The organism is Parafrankia sp. EUN1f (assembly GCF_000177675.1).
GTDB lineage: Bacteria > Actinomycetota > Actinomycetes > Frankiales > Frankiaceae > Parafrankia.
Window position 1 is genome coordinate 14156 of the sequence record NZ_ADGX01000084.1, and the last position, 22849, is coordinate 37004.

At 73.0% G+C, this 22849-nt stretch carries 17 protein-coding genes and 1 pseudogene; 9 read left to right on the forward strand and 9 right to left on the reverse strand.

The annotated features are described in order from the left end of the window. Positions 1–129: 129 nt before the first annotated feature. The 6 genes and pseudogenes from FREUN1FDRAFT_RS23155 to FREUN1FDRAFT_RS23185 all read right to left on the reverse strand — a co-directional run bounded on the left by FREUN1FDRAFT_RS23155 (position 130) and on the right by FREUN1FDRAFT_RS23185 (position 7157). A pseudogene (locus FREUN1FDRAFT_RS23155) lies at positions 130–2678 on the reverse strand (helicase-associated domain-containing protein). A gap of 38 nt (positions 2679–2716) precedes the next feature. Further along, positions 2717–2947 carry a hypothetical protein gene (locus FREUN1FDRAFT_RS23160; RefSeq protein ID WP_006542648.1) on the reverse strand — a complete coding sequence of 77 codons (231 nt, stop codon included), beginning with the start codon at positions 2945–2947 and terminating at the stop codon, positions 2717–2719. Positions 2948–3756: 809 nt separating this feature from the next. Next, a complete protein-coding gene (locus FREUN1FDRAFT_RS23170) occupies positions 3757–4194 on the reverse strand; it encodes a DUF3180 domain-containing protein (RefSeq protein ID WP_035953157.1) in 438 nt (145 codons plus the stop codon). Beyond that, positions 4191–5222 carry a 2-amino-4-hydroxy-6-hydroxymethyldihydropteridine diphosphokinase gene (folK, locus tag FREUN1FDRAFT_RS23175; protein ID WP_006542650.1) on the reverse strand — a complete coding sequence of 344 codons (1032 nt, stop codon included), beginning with the start codon at positions 5220–5222 and terminating at the stop codon, positions 4191–4193. The genes FREUN1FDRAFT_RS23170 and folK overlap by 4 nt, the downstream gene beginning before the upstream one ends. A gap of 106 nt (positions 5223–5328) precedes the next feature. Then, positions 5329–6237 (reverse strand): dihydropteroate synthase, encoded by a 909-nt coding sequence (gene folP / locus FREUN1FDRAFT_RS23180; RefSeq protein ID WP_006542651.1) that lies wholly within the window; start codon positions 6235–6237, stop codon positions 5329–5331. After that, a complete protein-coding gene (locus FREUN1FDRAFT_RS23185) occupies positions 6234–7157 on the reverse strand; it encodes a GNAT family N-acetyltransferase (RefSeq protein WP_006542652.1) in 924 nt (307 codons plus the stop codon). Before FREUN1FDRAFT_RS23185 ends, folP begins: the two co-directional genes overlap by 4 nt. A gap of 630 nt (positions 7158–7787) precedes the next feature. Here FREUN1FDRAFT_RS23185 and FREUN1FDRAFT_RS23190 point away from each other — a divergent pair. From FREUN1FDRAFT_RS23190 to FREUN1FDRAFT_RS47740, 4 genes are all read left to right on the forward strand, one after another. Beyond that, positions 7788–9026 (forward strand): hypothetical protein, encoded by a 1239-nt coding sequence (locus FREUN1FDRAFT_RS23190; protein WP_006542653.1) that lies wholly within the window; start codon positions 7788–7790, stop codon positions 9024–9026. A 41-nt stretch (positions 9027–9067) separates the two neighbouring features. Beyond that, positions 9068–10096 (forward strand): aminoglycoside phosphotransferase family protein, encoded by a 1029-nt coding sequence (locus FREUN1FDRAFT_RS23195; protein ID WP_006542654.1) that lies wholly within the window; start codon positions 9068–9070, stop codon positions 10094–10096. Positions 10097–10437: 341 nt separating this feature from the next. Beyond that, complete coding sequence (larB, locus tag FREUN1FDRAFT_RS23205) at positions 10438–11295, forward strand: nickel pincer cofactor biosynthesis protein LarB (protein WP_006542656.1); 858 nt, start codon at positions 10438–10440, stop codon at positions 11293–11295. Positions 11296–11538: 243 nt separating this feature from the next. Further along, positions 11539–13710 carry an AAA family ATPase gene (locus FREUN1FDRAFT_RS47740; RefSeq protein WP_006542657.1) on the forward strand — a complete coding sequence of 724 codons (2172 nt, stop codon included), beginning with the start codon at positions 11539–11541 and terminating at the stop codon, positions 13708–13710. A gap of 67 nt (positions 13711–13777) precedes the next feature. On the opposite strand, the gene FREUN1FDRAFT_RS23215 is transcribed toward FREUN1FDRAFT_RS47740, so the two are convergent. After that, the gene (locus FREUN1FDRAFT_RS23215; protein WP_006542658.1) at positions 13778–14971 is read right to left on the reverse strand and encodes a geranylgeranyl reductase family protein; all 1194 of its coding nucleotides are present in this window, start codon (positions 14969–14971) and stop codon (positions 13778–13780) included. A gap of 7 nt (positions 14972–14978) precedes the next feature. After that, a complete protein-coding gene (locus FREUN1FDRAFT_RS23220) occupies positions 14979–16052 on the reverse strand; it encodes a DUF5926 family protein (protein WP_369809814.1) in 1074 nt (357 codons plus the stop codon). Between the two features lie 388 nt (positions 16053–16440). Between FREUN1FDRAFT_RS23220 and FREUN1FDRAFT_RS23225 the strand changes: the two genes are divergently transcribed. The 5 genes from FREUN1FDRAFT_RS23225 to purL all read left to right on the forward strand — a co-directional run bounded on the left by FREUN1FDRAFT_RS23225 (position 16441) and on the right by purL (position 22234). Continuing rightward, positions 16441–17400: an NAD(P)/FAD-dependent oxidoreductase gene (locus FREUN1FDRAFT_RS23225; RefSeq protein WP_006542660.1), complete on the forward strand. Its 960-nt coding sequence runs from the start codon at positions 16441–16443 to the stop codon at positions 17398–17400. Between the two features lie 115 nt (positions 17401–17515). Continuing rightward, positions 17516–18058 carry an ATP-binding protein gene (locus tag FREUN1FDRAFT_RS23230; RefSeq protein WP_006542661.1) on the forward strand — a complete coding sequence of 181 codons (543 nt, stop codon included), beginning with the start codon at positions 17516–17518 and terminating at the stop codon, positions 18056–18058. Between the two features lie 164 nt (positions 18059–18222). Further along, positions 18223–18942 carry a phosphoribosylformylglycinamidine synthase subunit PurQ gene (gene purQ, locus FREUN1FDRAFT_RS23235; RefSeq protein WP_006542662.1) on the forward strand — a complete coding sequence of 240 codons (720 nt, stop codon included), beginning with the start codon at positions 18223–18225 and terminating at the stop codon, positions 18940–18942. Between the two features lie 20 nt (positions 18943–18962). Continuing rightward, positions 18963–19904, forward strand: coding sequence for an ABC transporter substrate-binding protein (locus FREUN1FDRAFT_RS23240; RefSeq protein WP_006542663.1), 942 nt, complete (start codon positions 18963–18965; stop codon positions 19902–19904). Next, positions 19901–22234, forward strand: coding sequence for a phosphoribosylformylglycinamidine synthase subunit PurL (gene purL / locus FREUN1FDRAFT_RS23245; protein ID WP_369809815.1), 2334 nt, complete (start codon positions 19901–19903; stop codon positions 22232–22234). The genes FREUN1FDRAFT_RS23240 and purL overlap by 4 nt, the downstream gene beginning before the upstream one ends. A gap of 155 nt (positions 22235–22389) precedes the next feature. Here purL and FREUN1FDRAFT_RS23250 read toward each other — a convergent pair. After that, a partial coding sequence (locus tag FREUN1FDRAFT_RS23250) for an IS110 family transposase (RefSeq protein ID WP_006542665.1) occupies positions 22390–22849 on the reverse strand: 460 nt, incomplete at its 5' end.

Sequence of the window (22849 nt, forward strand, 5' to 3'; positions counted from 1 at the left end):
CCGCCGCACTCGACGGTACAACCAGCGGCAACCAACACCCACGCCCTGCCCGCCCGCGGCGCCAGTTCCGATCCGGTCCAGTCCAGTCCAGTCCAGTCCAGTCCGATCCGGTCCGTCCGGTCCGGAGGCTCAGGCCGGCTCGTCGCCGTCGGCGGCGGCGGCATCGGCGACCGAAGGAACCACCCAATCGCCGGTCTCCGGCGCCGGTGGCCGCGGAGGTTCTTCGAACGAGCCGTCGAGGTCCGCGACCCGGGTGATCCGGTGCAGTGCGAAGCGGCGGGGGCGGCGCTGCGTTCGTCCCAGGCGGTCAGCCAGCCGCCGTCGAGCGACGACGGACGTACGATCCGGTCGCTGGGCGTTCCCTGCTGGTCGACGTACCCGAGCAGGACACGCCGGCCATCGCGCGCCGCACCCTGCAGCGTCACCAGGATGAGCGGAGCGGAGCGGACCGACGCGAGCTCCTCACCGGCCAGCTCCCGCGCCGCCTGGGCGGCCCGCGCGCTCTCGTCACCGCGCCGCACCAGCCGGACGACGTCGCGCAGCTGGTTGACCCGGTTCCCGGTCGGCCCGGCGGTGGCGACCCGGATGCGGGCCGGCGTCCGGTGGATTTCGGGGCGGGGCAGCACGATCCGCCCGTCCGGCCCCTCGGCGACCGGGGCGAAGCCAGCCGCGCGCAGCCCGTCCAGCAGCTCGGCCACCGGCAGGGCGGAGATGACGATCGTCGGTGCCACCCGGCGCATCGCCAGTGCCTGGGTGTGGCGCGACGCGACCACCTCGGTGAGCAGCGCCGTGTCGTCGCAGCGCAGGTAGGACGCCGCCGGCCCGGAACGCAGCCGCCCATGCCGGCGGGCCGTGTCGTCGATGAGGTAGGTCAGCGTCTGCGGGACGCCACCGCGGGCGAGCTGGCCGAGCAGGTCGTGCAGGTCCTCCGCGGAGCTTCCGGCATCCAGCGCCCGGCGCAGCGAGCTCTCGGTGAAGCGGTAGACGGTCGCCGCGCCCGCCGACTCGATATCGGCCATCCGGGCCAGCTCGGCCGCCACCCGGGGGACCAGCGGACCGGGCGCGACGGCGGTCAGATCCGCCTGGATGAGCAGCTCCTCCACCGGCTCCGGCAGCAGCGGTGCCATCGCGTCCGCGAGCAGGTGGCTGAGGTCGTCCTGGGTGGCGTCGCGGGTCGCGACCAGCCGCCCGAGCGTGCTCGGCGCACCGCGGCCGGTGAACCCGAACAGCTCCGCCTCGACGAGTGTCCCGTCGACCACGCCGTCGAACAGTGCGCCGGTCCGGCGCGGCGAATGCCAGCCGAGCCGTGCGCGCACCGCCTCGGCGGTCGGCGCGATCCCGTCCGGTGCCGCGAGGATGGCGCGCAGCACCTCGGCGCGCAGCTCGGCGACACCGGGGCGCCGGGTGTCGAACGACATCGCCGCGTACTGGCGGCCGCGGTCGTCGCGCCCGCCCACCAGCCAGGACGCCGACGGCGAACGCAGCCAGCCGTCGGCCAGGATGGCCCAGCGCATCGCGACCGGCTCGGTGCACCACCGGTCGTAGGTGTTCGTCGGTACGAACTGGACGTCGGTTCCGGGCGTGGCGTCCACCAGGCCGGCGGCGGCCGCCGTCTCGATGACGACCGCCGCGTGCGGCTCCGGGAGATCCATCAGCCTCGCGCTGTTGCGCAGGTCGCGGACACTGAGACCACCCGAGCGCAGCGGGGTCACCGGTGTGCTTCCCCAGGCTGTCAGCAGGGTCGTCACGGCACGCACCAGGGCGTCGGCGGCCAGCGCCGCGGACGGGTCGACGGAGTCCGCGCTCACGGCCCGGCCACCCACCTCGGGCGGAGCCGGATGCAGCTCCCCCGCGGGCCGGTCCCCGCGCAGCAGCAGGCCGACCTCCCTGGGAAGCTCGACGGTGCCGGGCTCGATACCGACGATCAGCCCGCGGGCCAGCAGCTCCTCGACCGGGGTGCGGGCGGCGCCGACGTCGAGCACACGCTCGGCGTCGTTCGTGGCGCCGAGCGCAGGGCCGCCCGCCAGCCGCTCGGCGACGTGGCGGGCCCGCGGGGAGCACTGGTCGAGCAGCGCGGACACCCGAGCGGGATCAGCGAGGACCGCAGAGATCATTTCGATCAGGGCGTCTCGCCTGCTCTGTTCCACGGACTGCCCCAGGTTCCGGCCGTTCGCACCGGCCGAGACCGCCTCGGGCAGGCCGACCGCGCTGGCGAGCCGCGCGAGCTGCGGCAGCCGGTAGGCGGCCAGGCACCTACGCGCCGGGTGGCCCAGCCCGAGCGGCCGCCCGCCGAGCAGGTCCACGGCCACCCCGACCAGCCGGATCGCCTCGTCCGGGCCCCACACGACGGCGCGTTCCCGCAGGTTGTCGATCGTCGCCCGCAGGTCGAGGCCGCCGCAGAACTCGGTCAGAGCACGGTAGGACACCGGGCTGGGCAGCACCGTCAGCGCCTCGACGACCTCGAGCGTGAACGTGTCCATCCGTTCCAGCGCACGGCTCACGCTGCCACGGATCTCCAGCCGGGCAGCGAGAATGTCGAAGTCCGGCGGCGGGGGCGTGGCAAGATCCGGCCGAAGCCTGAACAGCCAGACCAGGGCCTCGTCCGGCAGTTCGCGTAGCCAGGCGGCCAGCGCTCCGGGCGGGCCCGAAACCCGGCCTGTCGACGGGGACACCCTGATGACGGTAACCGCAGCCGCTACTGGAGGGTCCCAGCTGGTCAACGAAGCTCTTTGACCTGGTCCACCACGACGGAGAGATGGTTGTCACGAGCCCAGTCGGCCAGCCGGGAGGGGACGCCCTGGTCCCCGGGCTGAGCCAGCGCCCGACCGATCGAAACACCGACCACGAGCACCACACAGACCAGCACGGCCTTGAAAACGGTCAGTGCCCGCCCGGGTCGGACCCGAGCCGCGGGACGAGGCCGGTCCACGGGACGATCGAGGTCCATGGGACGTGGCTGGTCCACGACGGGTCGGCGGGGCCGGGGCCGTTCCGGCTCGCCAGGGTGCGGCCACCCCGGATGCCGCTGATCGGCCACACGATCCTGGTAGCCGGTGGTGCTGACGCTTTCCAGCCCCGCCGCTCGGGCCGGCCCCTGCGCTGGCCCGGCAGGTCCGGGCCGGGGAGCAGGACCGGGCCGCGGAGTGGGACCAGGTCTCGGAGTGGGACCGGGCCGCGGAGCAGGACCAGGTCTCGGAGTGGGACCGGGCCTCGGAACAGGACCAGGTCTCGGAGTGGGACCGGGCCTCGGAACAGGACCAGGTCTCGGAGTGGGACCGGGCCTCGGAGCAGGACCAGGTCTCGGAGTGGGACCGGGCCTCGGAGTGGAGCCCGGCCGCACGGTGGGCTCGTCCTCGTCCTGGCCTGGGTGGTAGGCACCCGGCGCCGGTTCGGTGACCAGCTCGGCCGGATCGAAGCCCCCCGCGCCGGGCGCGCGCCGCCCGGGGGCTCCCTGACCGGAGCTGTCCGGAGGTTGCCGAAGCTGACCAGGCGCGATCCGGCCTGGCGCGGGCGCCCCACACCAACCGGCTGGCCGGCCCCATCGCCAGGACCGCCGGCGGTGTCGCCGCGCCCGGAGAACGTGTCCTGGCCCTGAGCGACCACGCCCGTCCCCTTCCGTTCAGGGGCGCCGCCCTCGGAGAAGCCGCATCTCCGGCTACACACCATGACCAACGAGGCACCATGACCAACGAGATGTCATGGTCAACGAGCCATCATGACCAACGAGGGCACACCCGACCAAAGGGTAGCCTGATGTCAGCGGTCACGGATCCGGCAGGCACGTTCGAGGACGAGCCCGCCAGCCAGGAGAACGGCCGTGGCCGCCAGGCCGAGCCCCGCGGCGAGAGCGTCCCCGCCGGCCGTTCCGAAGTCACCCGTGCGCGGGGCGGTGTAGGCGAGCAGTGCCGTCCAGCCGCCGATCAGCGCCGCGGCGACGACCGAGGTCGCCTTGGCCAGGGCCGCGAGCCGGGCGACGGTCAGCGGCAGGATCGGGCGGGTCCCCGGGCGCCCGGCGAGGCGCCGTTTCGTCAGCGACGCGGTCTGCAGCTCAATCAACCCGACCAGCAGGACGGACAGCGACGTTGTCGGCGGGATCTGCGGCAGCGACTGGTAGCGCCACCACAACAGCAGGTAGACCGCCGCGCCGACGACGACCGCGACCGAGAGCAGGTCCCACACCCGGGTCGGCCTCACCGCTCCGGTCCAGGAAGGTCGTGGGGTGTGAGCAGGTCGTGGGGTGTGCGTCGGGGCGCGACGGCGCCGGGAACCGCGCGCAGCGCCGCCACGAGATCGGCCACCCGGCCGTGCCCGACCAGGGTGGCGCCCGGGTCGACGTCCAGCCAGGGAACGCAGACGAACAGGCGTTCCTGCGCACGCGGGTGCGGCAGCAGGATGTCGGGGTCGTCGCTGCGGAGGTCGCCGCAGGCGATGATGTCCACGTCGAGGGTCCGCGGCCCCCAGCGGACGGTGCGCTCCCGGGCGGCGGCCTGTTCGGCGGCCCGCGCCGCCGCGAGCAGCTCCCCGGGCGGTGCGGCCGCGACCAGCACGACCGCGTTGAGGTAGTCGTCCTGCTCGGGGCCACCGACCGGGTCGGTCTCGTACACGGGTGACACCGCGAGCACACCGAGCCTGGCGTCGAGCTCCCGCACCGCGCCGCGCAGGAAGCCGAGCCGGTCACCGACGTTGGAACCGATCGCCACCACCGCGTGCCCGTGTGTGTGCTTCTGGGCCCGCCTGCCCTCCTGGGCGTGCAGCTCTCGGTCGCGCAGTTCCTGGTCGCGCAGTTCCTGGTCGTTCCGGGAGCGCGCGACGGTCACCGCGACGTCCGCGAAGGGAACCGAGATCGGTGCCGCGGGCTTGTGCACGGTGACCTCGGCCGCGCTGACCAGCGGCTCGGCCAGGCAGGCCCGGACCAGCCGGTGCGCCAGGGTCTCCAGCAGGTCGACCGGCTCACCCGCGACGATGCCGGCCAACGCCTCGGCCAGCTCGCCGTAGTGCACTGTCAGCGAGAGATCGTCGGTTGCCGCCGCCGGCCCGGTGTCCAGCCAGAGGGTGGCGTCGATGACGAAGAACTGCCCGAGCTCGCGTTCCGCGGGGAGCACCCCGTGGCGGCCGTGCACCCGCAGACCGGTCAGCGTGATCCGGTCGTGGTGGGCGCCGCCGCCGGAGCGGTCGCGCCCCGGCGGCCCGCCGGCTGCCCCGCCCGGTGGCTGACCCGTCATCGTGACCCCCACAGTCCTCGTTGAAGACGGAAGGCTCAATGAGCCTTTTCCGTCTCACGTTTGTCGGGCGCTGTTGCCGCGGCTCGGAACCGACGATGGACAAGGCTCAATGGAACGGCGCCGCCGGTCGTCCGACATTCGCTGCCGCCGCCGCAGCGGCAGCGGCAGCGGCAGCGGCGCGACGCCATGCCCGTTCCACCCGAATGCCGTCCACCGCGGGCCGGACCGCGTGCACCCGCACCGCCCAGACTCCCGCGGCGGCCAGCAGGACGGTCGTGGCCTGGGTGGCGTCGTCACGTTCCACCGGCGGGCGCATCGGTTCACCCGGCTCGCCCAGCACCGCGCCGAGGAAGGTCTTGCGGGAGGTGCCGACCAGCAGGGGCCGGCCGAGCGCGGCCAGCGGTCCGAGATCCGCAAGCAGTGCCCAGTTGTGGGCCGCGGTCTTGGCGAACCCGATGCCGGGATCGATGATCACCTTGTCCTCGGCGATGCCGGCGGCCAGCACGACCTCCAGCCGGGCGGCGAGCTCGCTCGCCACGTCGGCGACGACATCGTCGTAGACGGCGAGCTCGCCCATCTGCGCGCTGGACCCGCGCGAGTGCATGAGGACGTAGTGCACGCCCCGGTCCGCGACGATGCGCAGCAGCTCGGCGTTCGTCCCGCAGGAGACGTCGTTCACCAGCACCGCGCCGGAGTCCACGGCGGCGGCCGCCACCGATGCCCGGCTCGTGTCGATGCTCACCGGAACACCGGCGGCCGCCAGCGTGGCGACCACTGGAAGTACCCGCCGCAGCTCCTCGCTGGCGACCACCCGGGGCGCGCCCGGGCGGGTCGACTCGCCGCCGACGTCCACGAGATCGGCGCCCTGCTCGACCATGAGCTGGCCGGCACGCACCGCGTCGATGGGGTCCGGGTAGGCCCCACCGTCCGAGAAGGAGTCAGGCGTGACGTTGACGATGCCCATCACCCGGGTCGGCGCGCCGGCGGCGAACAGTTCCGTGAGTGGCTCGCTCATGCTTCGCCACCCGATCCAGCAGCCGAGCCAGCACCTGATCCAGTGCCGGAGCCGACGGCTGATCCGACGCCGTGCCCGGCCGCCGCCGGTACGGGCAGCCGCCGGTAGCTGTACTCGTAGACCGGGCGGAAGCCGCGCCGGGCGTAGAGCCCCCGGGCATCGGCGCTGTCCCGCTCGACCTGCAGGTAGGCCTGGTCGGCTCCGCCCTCGCGAGCCCAGAGTGCGAGCTCCGCGAGCACTCGCCCCGCGACGCCGAGGCCCCGCGCGACGGGCAGCGTCGCCATGCTGTAGATGCCCAGCCAGCCGCGGTCGAGCACGCCGCGCCCGACGCCGACCGGGTTGCCGTCAAGGAGCAGCGTGAGGTAGCGCTGCGGCAGCTTCATCGCCGTCAGCACGGCGAGTGAGCCGGTGAGCTGCGCGGCGAAGGTCGTGAGCACCTGGCCGGCCACCGCGATCCATCTCGCGTCGGGAAGATCGCCGTAGGTGATCTCGAGGCGGGCACCCGCCGGCTCGGGCCTGGTCACGAGCAGGCCGGTGAGCGGTGCGACGCAGACATCGGTGGGCCCGGCGTCGTCGTAGCCGGCGTCGTCGAGCGCGTCCAGCAGGCCGGCGGGGCGAGCGACCGGGGTTACCTGGAACGTCGCCGGCAGGCCCGCAGCCTCATAGAAGGATCGGACCACACGAAGACCATCCGCGAGGTCGGGAACATCGCCGCGGGCCCACACCGAGTTTCCCCTGCGCGACGAACCGGCGGACTCGCGCAGAACCCAGCCCGCGAAGTTCCGTTCCCGCAGCGGCGGCCACGCCCGATGCGCGAGGCCCTCAAGCTCACGCGCCAGCTCGACGTCACTCGTTGGCAGCACACGCCGTGGCGCCACCAGCGCGTCGCCACCAGCGAGACTCGCCGAATCAGCGACCACGGGGCCCCCGGACGCACCGCGCGGACAGTTCGACGACCACGGGACTGAGGCTACCGACCCGGCTCCCCCGATCGCGGGCAACGGCGCCACATGTGCAGCTCGCCTCGCCCGGCCGCCGGACCGGGACCGGGCCCGCCGCGGCGGCATCCCCGGACGACCCACATCCATCCAACCCATCCACCCTCGAATCGGGAGTTTTACCTCCCGCAGACCGGCGATATAGAGACCAACGACCTGGTCAAACGTTACATATGCCGCAGAGGGTGAACGGCTCGGAGCGGGTAGGGGATCACCAGGAGATCACCCGAAAACTCCGTTTCAACACCATTGACACAACCCCCGACAGGCCACATTGCTGTGACACAAGCCCGTCACTGTCGGACACCTGCGACCCGTAGCATCGAGCCGTGCACGCGACACTCGCACCCGCCGTCCGGCGATGGCGTCCGCACGGGCGTCAGCAACGGCACGGGAGCGGCCGCCAGCAACAGCGCGGCGACGCGAGCAGGCGATCAACGTGGTCTACCCGGTGGCCGTCCATCGGTGAGCCGGCGGGCGGCCGTTTCTGTCACCTAGCTTGACGGAGCAAGGTCACGAAGGCGCCTCGTGGCACACAGGAAGGACGAGGTCATGCCGCAGTCGGACGGACCCCCGCCGCCGGCAGCGCCGGCACACGACGAGATCTTCATTCCCCCGGCCCGAACTCCCCCCGACGACAGGCCCGAGGACTACCCGGCCCAGCCCCCCGGCCGCCAGGCCCCCAAGGATCTCGCCGCCGGCCTACGTGCGGGCGACGGCACCAACCCGGACCGCAGACAGCTTCACCTGGGCGCGGGCGCGGCCATCGTGAGCGCGCTCCTGACCCAGAGCCCGATCATGGAGGTGGCGGACGTGCTCGCGACCAGCCCGGTACAGCTCGCCCTCGAGCGCGCGAACGACGCCCTGGGCGAGCTCATGGACACCCACGAGGTCGTACCGCCCGCCCACGTTCGGGCCCGGACAGCCCGGCTGCGGCGCGGTCTGGAACGCCTCGGCCGGCGCTCGATGGCGACGGAGGACTCCAACCAGCTGCTCGTGCTCGCCGGCCGGGTCGCGGTGCTGGGCGCCGACGCCGCCTTCAAACAGGGCGACGTCGCATCCGCTCGCGCCCTCGCCAGCGAGGGCTACCTGGCCGGTGTCGAGGCCGGCGACGGCCCGCTGTGCGGCTCCTCCCGTGAGGTCGGTGCCGTGAACGAGTTCTACGGGGGGCGTCCGAACGAGGCGCTGCGCCTGGCCCGGGACGGCCTGCGCCACGTCGGGCCCGGGCCGGTGCGGGCCCGCCTGGTCTGCCAGGAGGCGCGTGCGCTCGCGGCCATGGGCGACCTGCGCGGCGCCGCGGCCAGTCTGGAGCAGGCCTACGACCTCGCGGACACGATCCCGGCGGAGCGCTGGGGCCGCCCCGGGCCCAGCTTCGACACCTTCCACCCGGTGGAGGTCTCCTACAACGCGACGACGGCGCTCTGCCTGCTCGGGCGGCCGCGCGCGGCCCAGGAACACGCCGATATCGCGCTGCCCAGCCTGGACAGCATGGACGCCCCCGGCTTCCGCTCGGTCATCCGGTTCGACCTGGCGCTGGCGCTGGCCCGCCAGGGCAGGCTGGAGCTCGACGGCGTCTGCGAGCTCGCGACCGAGGCGATCCGGATCTCCTGGGGTCGCACGGTCGCCTCGGTCTCCAGCCGGGCGGATCAGCTGCTGGCGGCCACCGCCCCACACGGCGAGGTGCGCCAGGTACGGGAGCTGGCCGCCCTGATCCGGGACTGGCAGCGTTCGGCGGCCAGGCAACGGGCGGAGCCCGGTGTGGTCCCCGCAGCGCCCACACCGGACGCCTAACCCCATCGCGGACATCTGACCCCACCACGCCCGCGGCACCGATGCAGCGTCCGGAGCGGTCCGATGGTCGCTTCACCGCGGCGCGCTCCCGACAGGCGCTACACCGCGTCTGCGCCAGCGTCGGGATCGATGACCGTGACGCCGAACCGATCAAGCTGACCGTCAACGCGGTCTACCGGTTGCCGCACGCGGGGGCGATCGTGCGGATCGCCACCTCCAGGGCGATGCATCACCGGGTCGAGAAGGTCGTCCAGGTCGCGCGCTGGCTGGCCGACCACGGGATGCCCGCCGTGCGGCTGCTGCCCGGCGTGCCCGCACCGGTCCGGGTGGACGACTACGTGGCCACGATCTGGTGCGACGCCGGCGCGGGCGACGCCGATCCGGGCGATGCCGATCCGGGCGATGCCGATCCGGGCGACGCCGATCCGGGCGATGCCGATCCGGGCGATGCCGATCCGGGCGATGCCGATCCGGGCGATGCCGATCCGGGTGCGGTGCGCTCCGCCCACGCGCTGGCCACGATCCTGCGCCGCCTGCACGCGCTGGAGCCGCCCGAGCCGCCGCTGCCGGCCTGGGATCCGCTGGACGACGTCCGCCGGCGACTGGACGACGCGGAGGGTCTCGTACCCCGGGACCGGACGTTCCTCGAAGGCCTCGTCAGCCGGGTCGAGGAGGCGCTCGGTGCCGTCAGGTACGAGTTACCGCGGTCCGTCATCCACGGGGACGCGCACCTGGGCAATCTGATCCACTCGGCCGCCGGCGAAATCCTGATCTGCGACTTCGACGCGACCTGCCACGGGCCGGCCGAGTGGGACCTGGTGCCGGTGGCGCTGGGCCCGCTGCGGTTCGGTCGCCCGCCCGCCGCCTCGGCGGAGCTCGCCCGCGCCTACGGCTTCGACGTGACCGCCTGGGACGGATTCCCTGCGCTGCGGGCGGTGCGGGAGCTGAAGCTCGTCACGAGCGTGGTCCCGATGCTCGCCAGCCGCCCGAGCGCCGCGGCCCAGTTCGCGGTCCGGCTCGACAGCCTGCGCTCGGGCGCCGACCACGCGGTATGGACTCTCTACCGCTGAGTCTCGTTCCCTCGTGGACTCGCGCCCGCGGCGCCCCTGACCGCATGGACTCGAATGATCACCCACGCTCGGGCTCGAAGGGCTGAGGATGCTCGTCGTCCTGGAGCACGGAGCACGATCCCCGAGCCTCGGACAGCCGCTGCCGCTGCCGCTGCCGCTGCCGCCGCTGCTGCTGCCGCCGCTGCTGCTGCTGCTGAGCAAGAAGTGAGGATTTTGGCTGTTGCAGCAACCCCAATCCTCCCTTCTTGCCGATTACCAAGTGACATTTTGCCCCTTTTGTTCCTATTGGCTCACTGATCTTCGGCGGCATCGATCTCGGCGCCGGTGGCAGCATCAGCCGTATGGACCCCGAAAGTCTGCGGAACCTGCTGAAGGCCGTCTCCACCGGACAGGTCGACCCCGAGGCCGCGGCGGCCGAGCTGGCTGCCGGCCCGCTGGGTGCCGACGGCTCGGGCTTCCGCGATCTCGGCTACGCCCGCGTCGACACCCACCGAGGGATCCGCACCGGTGATCCTGAAGTGGTCTTCGGGGCCGGCAAGACCGCGGCGGAGACCGTCGGCATCGTCGAGGCGCTGCGTCGGGCCTCGGGCGTCACCCGGCCCACCCTGGTGACCCGCGCGGATCACGTCACGGTCGCGGCCCTACGCGAACGCTGGCCGGATGCCCAGGTCACTTCCGGTGCCGAGCCGCCGACCACGAACCAGCTCACGGGCAACCCGCTCACGGGCGATCGACGTCCGGCGACGGTGGTCGTCGGTCCGCTGCCCGAGCCTCGTGGACTGGTCGTGGTGGTCGCCGCCGGCACCTCGGACGCCCCCGTCGCCGAGGAGGCCGCGATGACCGCCGCCGCCGCGGGAGCCGGGGTCGAGATGGTGCGTGATGTCGGGGTGGCCGGGCTGCACCGGGTGCTCGCCGCGCGCCCGGCGCTGGAGCGCGCCGACTGCCTGGTCGTGGTGGCGGGCATGGAAGGCGCGCTGCCCAGCGTCATCGGCGGCCTGGTCGGCACTCCGCTGGTCGCGGTGCCGACCAGCGTGGGATACGGGGCCAGCTTCGGTGGGCTCTCCGCCCTGCTCGGCATGCTCACCTCGTGCGCGCCGGGAATTGTCGTCTGCAACATCGACAATGGCTTCGGCGCCGGCCTCTTCGCCGCCAGGGTCGCCCGCCTGGCGGCGAAGAGGCCCGAGTCCACCCAGCACTGAGGCAGCACGGTCCGGTACGGCAGCACAGTCCAGTGAGGCGGCACGTTCCAGTGACATGCACGGTCCGGCAGCCACGGACCGTGCCATGTCGGGGCGTGGAGAGTCGTGTCATTCTGGATGAGCGTCCGTTGTTGACCGCCCGAACGGAGGATCAAGGCTGGACAGTGTGCCGAGTCAGGCGCAACCGTGTGATTTCGTCACAGGGCGGCCGTACATCTCAGGCAGGATCATGAGCAGGCGACCATGAACAGGACCGACGACATCGGTGGTGGGGGCCACCCGTCGCCTTCCGGTGGCATGTCCGTGGAGGTGACCGGGGCATACGACACCCGCATGCCTGACCGGCCCAGGAACGACCGCGATGCGATCGACGTGGGCGGCGTGCAGGTCGGCGGGGTGGACGTCGGCGGGATCGACGTCGGTGGCGTGCATGGTGCCGGCGTGCATGGTGCCGGCGTGCATGGTGCCGGCCTCGGTGTCGGGTCAACCGCGGCAGCGGCCGCGGGCAGTGGCCGCGGGGGCATCGAGGTAGGCGGAATCGAGGTAGGCGGCCCGGACCGTCCGAGCGAACCGGGCTGGTCGCAACCGCCCGTCTGGTCACAGCCTCCGAGCTGGTCGCAGTCCGTGGACTGGTCGCAGTCCGTGGAATCGCCGCAACCAACCGCCCTGGCCGGGCCGGCCGCCCTGCCGAATCCGAACTCGAACGCAGCCCAGCCGAACCCGAGCACGGCCCATCCCGGGGCGACTTCGGCCCTGCCGGGGCCAACGTCAGCCCTGCCGGGTCCGCCGCAGCCGCTCTACTCGCCACCGGCGCCGCCGCCCGCGCGGCCGGGGGTGGACACCTGGCCGTCGCTGCGGCCCGGATACAACGACACGGCCCACAACGACACGGCGATCCCGCCTGCGCCGCCGGCAAGACCGGCTCGCCTGATCGACGGCGTGCCGACGCGGACGTTCGATCCGCTTCTCGATCACGGCCTGCCGCCCGGAGCCACGGGTGAGTACCGGCCGTCCACGCTCTATCCCGCGCCGCCTCCGCCGCTGTCGCCCCCTCCACCGCTGTCGTCGCCACCGCTGTCGTCGCCCGGCTACGCGGCACCACCACCACCTCCACCACCCCCTCCGCCCCCACCCCCTCCGCTCCCGCCTCCGGGCTATGCCGCTCCGCCGCCGCCACCCGGGTCCACCGGGGCCTCGACCGCGCCGAGAACCGATCCCTACCGCTCCGGGCGGGTGGCGTCCTGGCTGCGCGAGCCCCCACAGGCGGAGCCGGCCGGCTCGACGGAGCCGCCCGCTCACCAGGCGGATCGACCCGGCTTCTCGACCTCGACGGGGCAGCCCGGTTACTCGACAGAGCCACACGACTACCCCATCGCCGCCGCGGGCCGGCATCCCCGCAGCGATCTGCCTTACGACGAGCCACAGGCGCGGGAGCAGGACTGGGACCAGCCTTCGCCACATTTCGAGCTGTATGACGAGCCCTATGGCGATCAGCCGGCCGACCCCTACGGCGGGCTACCCGCGGACGCGCTGCTGCCCGCCGGGCCGGACACGGCGTCCCGTGGGTGGCGCCGGCTGCTCTACCAGGTGTCCGCCGGCACGCTCAATCCAGGCCCGTCCCCCGAGGAGGCTCGCTACCGGCGGCTGATCGGTCGGGTCCGCACACCTCTGGACGACTGTCACCGCATCGCGGTGCTGTCCCTCAAGGGCGGCGTCGGCAAGACCACGACCACGGCCGCCGTCGGATCCACGCTGGCGAGCCTGCGCGGCGACCGGGTTGTGGCGATCGACGCGAACCCCGACCGCGGAACGCTGGGGACGCGCCTGTCGCGAACGACCCGCCACACCGTCCGCGACCTGCTCGCGGACGCCGATCGACTACACCGTTACGTGGACGTCCGTCGGTATCTGTCGCAGTCCGAGTCGCGGCTGGAGGTGCTGGCCTCGGCCAGCGACCCGGAGATCTCCGACGCCTTCTCCGACGAGGACTACCGGGCGATCGACGATCTGCTCCAGCGGCACTACTCGATCCTGCTCACCGACTGCGGCACCGGCATGGTCCACAGCGCGATGCGCCCTGTCCTCGAGCTCGCCGACACCCTGGTGATCGTCAGCAACGCGAGCGCGGACGGTGGCGCCAGTGCCAGCGGCACCCTCGACTGGCTGGACGCGCATGGACACCACGCCCACGTGAGCGAGGCCATCACCGTGATCACCATGTTTCCGCAAGCCGGTGAGGCGGTGGACGTCGACGCGCTCGAGGAGCACTTCGCGGCGCGGACCCGCCAGGTGGTCCGGGTGCCGTTCGACCCGCATCTCGCCGCCGGCGGTCCCATCGTTCTCGACCTCCTCCGGCGGGAGACCCGCCGGGCCTACGAGGAGATCGCGGGAGCGGTGGCCGAACGCTTCCATTGACGCGCCCGCACGCATTGACACGCCCGCCCGGCCATCCCGACCGTGTCGGCCATCCCGACCATCTCGGTCACTTCGCGAGCGCGGCCACCACGGCGGCCACACCGGGACGACGCAGCTGGCGCGCCACGGTGGAACGGCCCTCGATGATTCGGCCGAACAGGCCGAAGGTGCCGGGCACGCCGACCATCATCGCGTGCATCACCGCGGGACGCCGGGCGAAGGCAGCCAGCAGCGAACGGCCGGCGGTGATCTCGGGGCCGAAGACGTCCCAGATCCGGGCCGGATAGCGTTCGAGCGCGCCCACGTCGCCGGCGGCGCCCGCAGCGGCGCTGGCACCGGCGAGCCGACCGGAGCGGAGCGCGAAGGAGATGCCCTCCCGCGTCCACGGATCGAGCAGGCCGGCGGCGTCGCCGGCGACGATCACCCGGCCGCGCCGGAGCGGGGAGCTCTCGGACCGCACTCGGGTGAGGTGGCCGGAGTCGTGCGCCCTGGGCGCGTCGGTGAGGCCGAGCCGGTCGACGAACGCCTGGTAGTAGCTGCGCAGCGCCGGGCCTTCGTCGCGGCTGCCGATGACGCCGACCGTGAGCACCCGGCCTTTGGGGAAGACCCAGCCGTACGACCCCGGCACCGGCCCCCAGTCGAGCAGCATGCGCCCGGACCATTCGGCGGCCACGGCGGTGGACACCTCGAACTCGCCTTCGAGACCGACATCCACCTGGTCGCAGGTGACGCCGACGAAGGTGCCGGCCCGGCCGGAGGTGCCGTCCGCCCCGACGACGACCCGCCCGCGGACCGCCGGGCCGGAGCGGACCTGCACCGTCACCGTGGGGCTCCCCGGCCCGGTGTCGTCCTCGCGCAGGCCGGTGACGTGCGTGCCGGTGCGGACCTCGACACCGGCCGCCTTCGCCGCGTCGAGCAGCGCCGCGTCCAGCTCGGAACGCATCACCATCGACAGCAGCGGCTGGCCGTCACGGCGGCGCCGGGTGACGGTGCGGCGTCCGTCCAGGGTCATGGTGAGCGCGTCCACCCGTGCACGGACCAGCGGGGCGAGGTCGATCCGAGCGTGGTCCGTCGACAGGCCGACGAGCCCACCACCGCACGTCTTGTAACGCGGGACGTCCATGCGTTCGAGCAGGCAGACGCGGGCGCCCGCCTCCGCCGCCGCCCGTGCGGCGCTCGTGCCCGCCGGTCCGGCGCCCAGCACGACCACGTCGAAGAGGCCTCTCGGCGGTTCCCCGCCGAGCGGTTCCGAAAAGGCCACCGCCGGCCTAGCGGAGGGTGAGCGTACGCCCGACCACGCCGGCGCGGACCCGCCGCTCCTGCGGCGTGAGGGCGCGCGCGTCGGCGACGGTCTCCCGCAGCGCCGCCCAGAGCGCCGCCGCGGGCTTCTCGCAGGATTCGGCGTCCGCGCCGGGGGCCAGGTCCCAGACCGGCACGACCAGACCGTCCGCGCGGAAGGACCCCACGAAACGTGAACCTTCACCGACGCTGAGCTGGCCGGCGGCGGACAGCCGGGCCAGTGCGTCGAGCAGCGCCTCCTCGGTGAGATCACCTGAGGATGACAGCGCCCGCGACGACTCGCCGCCGCCGTCCCCATCCCCGTCGCCACCGCCGCCGAGCGGCAGTGCCCACCGCAGGTGCAGCCGGTCGCCCGGGTTGCACCAGTAGGCCGCCGGCACGGACTCCAGCCGTGTGGTCGGGACGACGGTCGCGTTGGCCCGGTCCAGGCTCGCGGCGACCTCCGCGCTGGGCTCCGTGCCCTCCGACGAGGGAATCCACCAGGTGAAACCTGAGTGGACGGTCACCTCCAGCGGGGCCGGGTCGAGCAGGTCGGCGAGCCGGGGCAGCTCGGCGAGGCCACCGGGCAGCTGTTCCACAGCCGCCAGCGCGGAGGCCGGCGGGCCCTCCACCACCGTTCCGGGCTTTGTGTCGAGGGCCGCGAGCAGCGCGCCGGCGAGGTCGGCCGCCGGGTCCAGACCACTGACCAGGGTCTGCATCGCGAGCAGGATCTCGCCGTCGTCACGGACCACCGCGGGCGCGGCCTGCGGGAGCAGCGTGCCGAGGATGATCCGCCGGTCCGCGTGCTCGGGGTGGGCGTTGAGGTGCTCCGCCGACAGCGTCAGCGGGGCGGTCGCGCTGGGGACGAACTCCCGCAACGCGACCAGGTCGGGCTCGTCCTGACGGCCCTGGAACGGGCGCAGCACCGGCGCCGGACGGGTCCGCTCGCCATGGCACGCCTTGTACCGCCGGCCGGAGCCACACGGGCAGGGCTGGCGCGGTCCGACGGCCGGCACCTGGTCGGAACGGGATTCGGGACGGCTGGGCGTCGTACGGCGGGCGATCGGGGAGCCTCCGCGGCCGGGCCCGCGCAGCGCCGGACGCCGCGCGGGCAGATGAGCAAAGATCGGGTTCCGCGAACCGCAAGCGGCTCGGTGGAACGCGAGTGGGCTAGGCGGTAAGGCTAGGGCATCAGCGCGTCGGGTCACCTCCCGACATGCGCCACCGCCCGCATGCCGATCGCGGGCCGACGGGGCGCCGGCGGCGTCATCACTACCTCGGCCCGCGGGGTTCCCCCCTTCCGTACGGGAGTTTTCCCTCCGATCTGCGCCCAAGTGCCCGCCGGGGACGTCCCGCAGCTGCCGGCCGGGGCACGATGACGTCGCGGCCCGCCCGCTCCACACCAGCTTCGGGTCGCTTCGGAGAGGAAGATCTACCCAGGACGGTTGGAACGTGTCAAAAGTCGTCGTCGCAGGTGGTGGGATCGCGGGGATCGCCTGTGCGCGGGAGCTTCGGGCCCACGGCATCGAGGTCGAGGTACGTGACCGCGGCCGGGTGGTCGGCGGCCGGATGGCGTCCCGGTGGATCGACGGCCGGATCGTCGACTCCGGCGCGTCGTACTTCACCGCCCGCGGCCCCGATTTCCTGGAGATCGTCGACGACTGGCTCACCCGCGGCCTCGTTCGGCCTTGGACGACGAGATTCCCCGTGATCGACGGCCCGTCCCGGACGATCTCCGCCGCGATGCCGGGCCCGCTGCGGTACGCGGCCCCTCGCGGCATTCGTTCCCTGGTGGCCGACCTGGCCGCCCGCGGTGGGGTCCGAGTGTCGCACTCGTCCCCGGTCACCACGGTGGAGCCGGGGCCGATGGTGGACGGCGAGCCGGTGGACGCCGTCGTCCTGGCGATGCCCGACCCACAGGCCCTGCGGCACCTCGCTCCCGAGCTCCACGCCGAACGCGCCGCCCTGCTCGGACGGGCCTGGACGCCGGTTCTCGCCCTGCTCGCCGGCTGGTCCACCCGGCGGTGGTCACCGATCGACGGCGCCTTCGTCCACCGGGATCCGACCATCGAGTGGATCGCCGACGACGGACGCCGCCGCGGCGACAACGCGCCCGTGCTGGTCGCGCACTCGACCGCCCAGTTCGCCGCCGGCCGGCTCACCGATCCACCGGCGGCCGCGCCGGCGCTCACCGAGGCGTTGCGGCGGCTGCTCGGCATCCCGGTCGAACCCGACTGGACCTACGTGCAGCGCTGGACGTTCGCCCGCCCGGCCGCGCCCCGGGAGCAGACGTACTTCCTCGGCGCGGCCAGGGTGGGCCTGGCCGGCGACGGCTGGGGCGAACCCCGGGTGGAGTCGGCCTGGCGCTCGGGGACGGATCTCGCGCGGGCGATCATCAGCACACTGACCTGACATCCTCGTCCCCGAGGCGTTCGTCCCCGACGCGCTCGTCGTCGTTGACGTCGATGTGGTCGTCGTCGCAGGCGCCGCCGGTTGCTGACGGACCGCCGGGGGTACACCGAGCGACGTGGAGATCAAGCTGGGTCTGTCGCTGCCCCGGGACGAGATCTCCATTCCGATCGTCCGGCGAATCTGTGCGCAGGCGCTCACCGTGCTCGGTGTCTCGCCGGACTGCACCGCCGACGTCGAGCTCGCGTTGACCGAAGCCTGCGCGAACGTGCTCGCGCACGCGACCGCGGACGACGACTACGAGGTCCGCGTCGGGGTGGACAACGGGCTCGCCGTGATCGAGGTCGTCGACCACGGCGGCGGTTTCGATGTGGCCAAGGCCCTCGAAGGCGGCGGCGCGGCAAGCCCCAACGGCGACGGCCCGGCCGGCAGCGACGGCGACGGCGACGGCAGCGTTGGCGACGGCGATGGCCCGACCGAGCACCTGTCGGAAGGCGGCCGCGGGATCCTCCTGATGCGCGCGCTCATGGACCGGGTCCGGTTCGATGCCGTGGAGGGGCCACACCAGGGCACCAGGGTGCATCTGGAGAAGGTTCTGACCTGGAATGACCGCTCCCCCGGCGCGCAGCTCATCCGGGCCCGCGCCGGCGGGGACCCCTGATCGGCCCCTTCCGAGGTGGTTTCGCCCCTCCTCCTCGAGGGCGCCGTAGGTCCGAGTCGACGATGGAAAAGGCTCAGATCATGGTTGATCCCGTGGCAGGCCGGTAGGTTGAGGCCGGTTACGCCTCGGATCGAGGTCACAGGCGAAGACGGTGGTGGGGACAGATGCCGGAAGTTCCGCTGGGCGACGCAGGCACGCCAGGGGCGCCCAGGGTCGGCGTGGTGACCTTTCCCGGTTCGCTGGACGACCGGGACGCCGCAGCGGCCGTCCGGCTCGCAGGTGCCGACCCGATCCCGCTCTGGCACGGTGACAGCGACCTGCACGGCGTCGACGCCGTTGTCCTACCCGGTGGCTTCTCCTACGGCGACTATCTGCGCGCGGGGGCGATCGCGCGGTTCTCCCCCGTCGTCGGCGCGGTCGTCGCGGCGGCGCGCAACGGTCTGCCGGTGCTCGGGATCTGCAACGGCTTCCAGGTCCTGTGCGAGGCCGGGCTGTTGCCCGGCGCGCTGACCCGCAACTCGGGGCTGCACTTCATCTGCCGTGACCAGCGGCTTCGCGTCGAGACCAGCAGCACCGCGTGGACCGGCGCCTACACCGCCGGCGAGGAGATCCTCATACCGGTCAAGCACGGGGAGGGCCGGTACGTGGTCGACGCGTCGACCCTGGCCGAGCTGACCGCGCAGGATCGGGTGGTCGTCCGCTATGCGGGTGGAAATCCCAACGGGTCGGTCGACGACATCGCCGGGGTGTGCAGCGAGAACCGGCGGGTCGTCGGCCTGATGCCGCATCCGGAGCATGCGGTGGAGGAGCTGACCGGGCCCGGCACGGACGGGCTGCGGATGTTCACCTCCGTGCTGGGTGGCCTGCTTCGCGCGGCGCTCTGACCTCGGTGGGACAGGGCTCGATGAGACGGCGCTCGGCGCGACGGAACTCGGTGGCGGCGGCGCTGCTCGCCCTGACGCTGGCGGCGGTCGTCGCCTGCGGTGGCGGCGAGGAGCCCGAAGGCGGTGGCCTCGGCTCGCTCACGGTCGCGGACGCCGGGTTCACCGAGAGCACGATCCTCGCCGACATGTACGGCGAACTGCTCCACCAGGCCGGCTACCAGGTCGAACGGACCTCCCTGTCGACCACGGAGGACGGCCAGTCCGCTCTCGAGAGCGGCGAGATCGACGCGATGCCGCAGTATGTCGCCACCTATGCCAACCTCCTCAGCTCCCAGGGCAACGGCGGCGATCTCCAGCCCGACACCGCGTCCGATCTGGACGCCGCGCTGGCCAGGCTCCGCACGCTCGCGGCGGCGCGGGGGCTGAGCGTCCTCGAACCGGCCGACGCCGTCGACCAGAACGCCTTCGCGGTGAGCCGTTCGTTCGCCGAGGAGCACAACCTGAAGACGCTGTCCGACCTCGGGGCGAGCGGGCTCGCCGTCGAGCTCGCGGCAGGTGCCGAATGCGTGAACCGCCCGTTCTGCGCGCCCGGCCTGGAGAAGGTGTACGGAATCGAGATCACCGGAATCCTCGAGACCGGGGTCGCGACCAGGCAGACCAAGGCCGCCGTTCGGGACGACGAGGCGCAGCTCGGGCTGGTGCTCACCACCGACGCGACGGTCACCGACTACGGCCTGGTCGTGCTCACGGATGACAAGAAGCTCCAGAACGCCGACAATCTGGTGCCCATTGTGAACTCGGCCTCACTCACCCCGCAGATAACGTCCGCACTGAACGCGCTGGCACCGGTGCTCACCACGGCGGATCTGGCTGAGCTCAACAAGAAGGTGGACGCCGAGCAGCAGAAGACCGAGGACGTCGCCCGCGACTACCTCTCCGACAAGGGCCTGCTCGAGGGCTGACCCCGGTCACCGAAGCGGACGGCACGGGCGTCGCCGACACCCTGCGCCCGCGGATCCGCCAGGATGGGGCGGTGACCGGAACACCCTCCGCCCCCACCACCAGCCAGCCCTACCGCGAGCTCGGCCTCACCGACGACGAGTACGAACGGATCGTCGCGACCCTCGGCCGGGTCCCGACCGACGCCGAACTGGCCATGTATTCGGTGATGTGGAGCGAGCACTGCTCCTACAAGTCCTCCAAGGTGCATCTGCGCCAGTTCCGGGACACCCCGGCCACCGACCGGCTCCTGGTCGGGATGGGCGAGAACGCGGGTGTCGTGGACGTCGGCGAGGGCCTGGCCGTCACCTTCAAGGTCGAGTCACACAACCATCCCAGCTTCGTGGAGCCCTACCAGGGAGCGGCCACCGGTGTCGGTGGCATCGTCCGCGACATCCTGACCATGGGGGCCCGGCCGATCGGCGTCCTCGACCCGCTCCGCTTCGGTGCCGCGGACGCCCCCGACACCTCCCGGGTGCTGCCCGGTGTGGTCGCCGGAATCGGCGGCTACGGCAACTGCCTGGGCCTGCCGAACATCGGCGGCGAGGTCGTCTTCGATCCGGTCTACGCGGGTAACCCGCTGGTCAATGCGCTGTGCGTGGGCGTAATGCCGGTCGGCCGGGTGCAGACCTCCGCGGCCACCGGTGTAGGCAACGCCGTGGTCCTGCTCGGCGCGAAGACGGGTCGGGACGGCATCGGCGGGGTGTCCGTCCTGGCGTCCGCGACGTTCGACGCGGAGGGTGGCCCGGCCCGGCGCCCGTCGGTGCAGGTCGGCGACCCGTTCATCGAGAAGATCCTCATCGAGTGCTGCCTGGAGCTCTTCGACCGCGGGCTGGTCGTCGGCATCCAGGACCTCGGGGGGGCCGGCCTCACCTGCGCGCTCACCGAGACGACGGCCGCCGGCATCGCGACCGGCCAGCCCGGCGGCATGGACGTCGACCTCGACCTCGTCCCGCTGCGCGAGGCGTCGATGGAGGCCCATGAGGTGCTGGCCAGCGAGTCGCAGGAGCGGATGCTGGCCGTCGTCACCCCCGACGTGCTGCCCGAGGTGCTGGCTCTGGCCGAGCGCTGGGGCGTGCACGCCACCCGGATCGGCACGGTGACCGACAGCGGTCGCCTCGTCGTCCGCTGGCACGGCGAGGTCGTGGTGGACGTCCCGCCCGGCTCGCTGGCCGACGACGGGCCCGTCTACGAGCGCCCGCTGCGCCGCCCGGCCGATCTGGACCTGCTGCACGCGGACGCACCGACTGCCCTGGTACGTCCCGGAACAGGCGCCGAGCTGCGGGAGACGCTGCTGCGCATGGTCGCCTCGCCGAACCTGTGCTCACGGGCCTGGGTGACCGAGCAGTACGACCGGTATGTACAGGCCAACACGGTGCTGGCCCAGCCCGAGGACGCAGGCGTGCTGCGGCTGTCAGCCTCCGGGCTCGGCATCGCGCTGGCCACCGACGGCAACGGCCGCTACGCCCGGCTGGACCCGTTCGCCGGCGCCCAGCTCGCCCTCGCCGAGGCGTGCCGCAACGTCGCCGCCGTCGGCGCCGAGCCGATCGCGGTGACCAACTGCCTGAACTTCGGCTCGCCCGAGGACCCGGAGGTCATGTGGCAGTTCGCCCAGGCCTGCGCGGGCCTCGCCGAGGCGTGCCGGCGCCTGGGCCTACCGGTCACCGGCGGCAACGTCTCCTTCTACAACCAGACCGGGGCGACTCCGATCCATCCGACCCCGGTCGTCGGCGTGCTCGGTCTGCTGCCGGACGTGAGCCGCCGCACCGCCATGGCCTTCACCGGCGCGGGCGACACCGTCGTCCTGCTGGGTGAGACACGGGACGAGCTCGGCGGCTCCGAGTGGGCCTGGGTCACCCACGGTCACCTCGGCGGTACGCCACCGGCCGTCGACCTGGCCCAGGAGAAGTCGCTCGCCGAGGTACTCGTCGCCGGCGGGCGCGACGGCCTGTTCACCGCGGCGCACGACCTCTCCGAGGGCGGGTTGGCGCAGGCCCTGGTCGAGTCCTGCCTGCGCGGCGCGCACGGCGCGCGCCTCGAGCTCCCAGCGGACGCCGACCCGTTTGTCGAGCTGTTCAGCGAGTCGGCCGGGCGCGCGGTCGTGACCATCGCCGCCGCCGACCTGGATCGGCTCGCGGCCCTGTGCGCCTCACATGGACTGCCGTGGCGGCCGATCGGCGCCGTGACGGCTGCTGCCGACCTCGAGGTCGCCGGCCAGTTCACCATTTCGCTGGACGAGCTGCGGACCGCACACGAGGGGACGCTGCCTCGCCTCTTCGGCAGCACCGCCTGACGACGCGGACGCCTGACGCCTGCCGGCCGGTGTGCCTGGCGCGCCCGGCGCTGGCCCGGGTCACCCGTGGCCGGCGCCGGGTGACCCGGGCCGGCCGGGCGGTCAGGCGATCAGTGGTCGGAGGTCAGAGGTCAGACATCCCATGTTTTTGGATGTCAAGGGGCGGGTGCGAGCGTGACGTTCCGCGGCCAGGCGGTTGCCTCGTCGTAGGGGGTATGGGTCTTGAGGCAGCCATGGAGGATGCCGACCAGGCGGTTGCCGAGCTGGCGGAGGGCGGCGTGGTGGGACTTGCCGCGTCCGCGGACGGTGTCGTAGTAGGCACGGGCGCCGGGCGAGGCGTTCAGGGCGCAGAAGGCCTGCTGGTGCAGGGCGTCGGCGAGCCGGTTGTTGCGGGCGTAGCGGGCCATGACCACGGTCTTGCGGCCTGAGGCGCGGGTGATCGGGCTGGTGCCGGCGTAGTTGCGGCGGGCTTTGGCGTCGGTGTAGCGCTTCGGGTCGTCCCCGAACTCGGCGAGCACCCGGGCAGCGAGGACCGTGCCCAGGCCGGGCTGGGACAGCAGGACCTCAGCGTCCGGGTGCTCGCCAAAATGGGCTTCGACCTGCTCCTCGAGGCGG

Bases quoted from the DNA above. Each gene is read 5' to 3' on its own strand.
- FREUN1FDRAFT_RS23160 (WP_006542648.1), bottom strand. From the start codon at position 2,947: ATGGACCTCGATCGTCCCGTGGACCGGCCTCGTCCCGCGGCTCGGGTC.
- folK (WP_006542650.1), bottom strand. From the start codon at position 5,222: ATGACGGGTCAGCCACCGGGCGGGGCAGCCGGCGGGCCGCCGGGGCGC.
- folP (WP_006542651.1), bottom strand. From the start codon at position 6,237: ATGAGCGAGCCACTCACGGAACTGTTCGCCGCCGGCGCGCCGACCCGG.
- FREUN1FDRAFT_RS23190 (WP_006542653.1), top strand. From the start codon at position 7,788: ATGCCGCAGTCGGACGGACCCCCGCCGCCGGCAGCGCCGGCACACGAC.
- FREUN1FDRAFT_RS23195 (WP_006542654.1), top strand. From the start codon at position 9,068: ATGCAGCGTCCGGAGCGGTCCGATGGTCGCTTCACCGCGGCGCGCTCC.
- larB (WP_006542656.1), top strand. From the start codon at position 10,438: ATGGACCCCGAAAGTCTGCGGAACCTGCTGAAGGCCGTCTCCACCGGA.
- FREUN1FDRAFT_RS47740 (WP_006542657.1), top strand. From the start codon at position 11,539: ATGAACAGGACCGACGACATCGGTGGTGGGGGCCACCCGTCGCCTTCC.
- purQ (WP_006542662.1), top strand. From the start codon at position 18,223: ATGCCGGAAGTTCCGCTGGGCGACGCAGGCACGCCAGGGGCGCCCAGG.
- FREUN1FDRAFT_RS23240 (WP_006542663.1), top strand. From the start codon at position 18,963: ATGAGACGGCGCTCGGCGCGACGGAACTCGGTGGCGGCGGCGCTGCTC.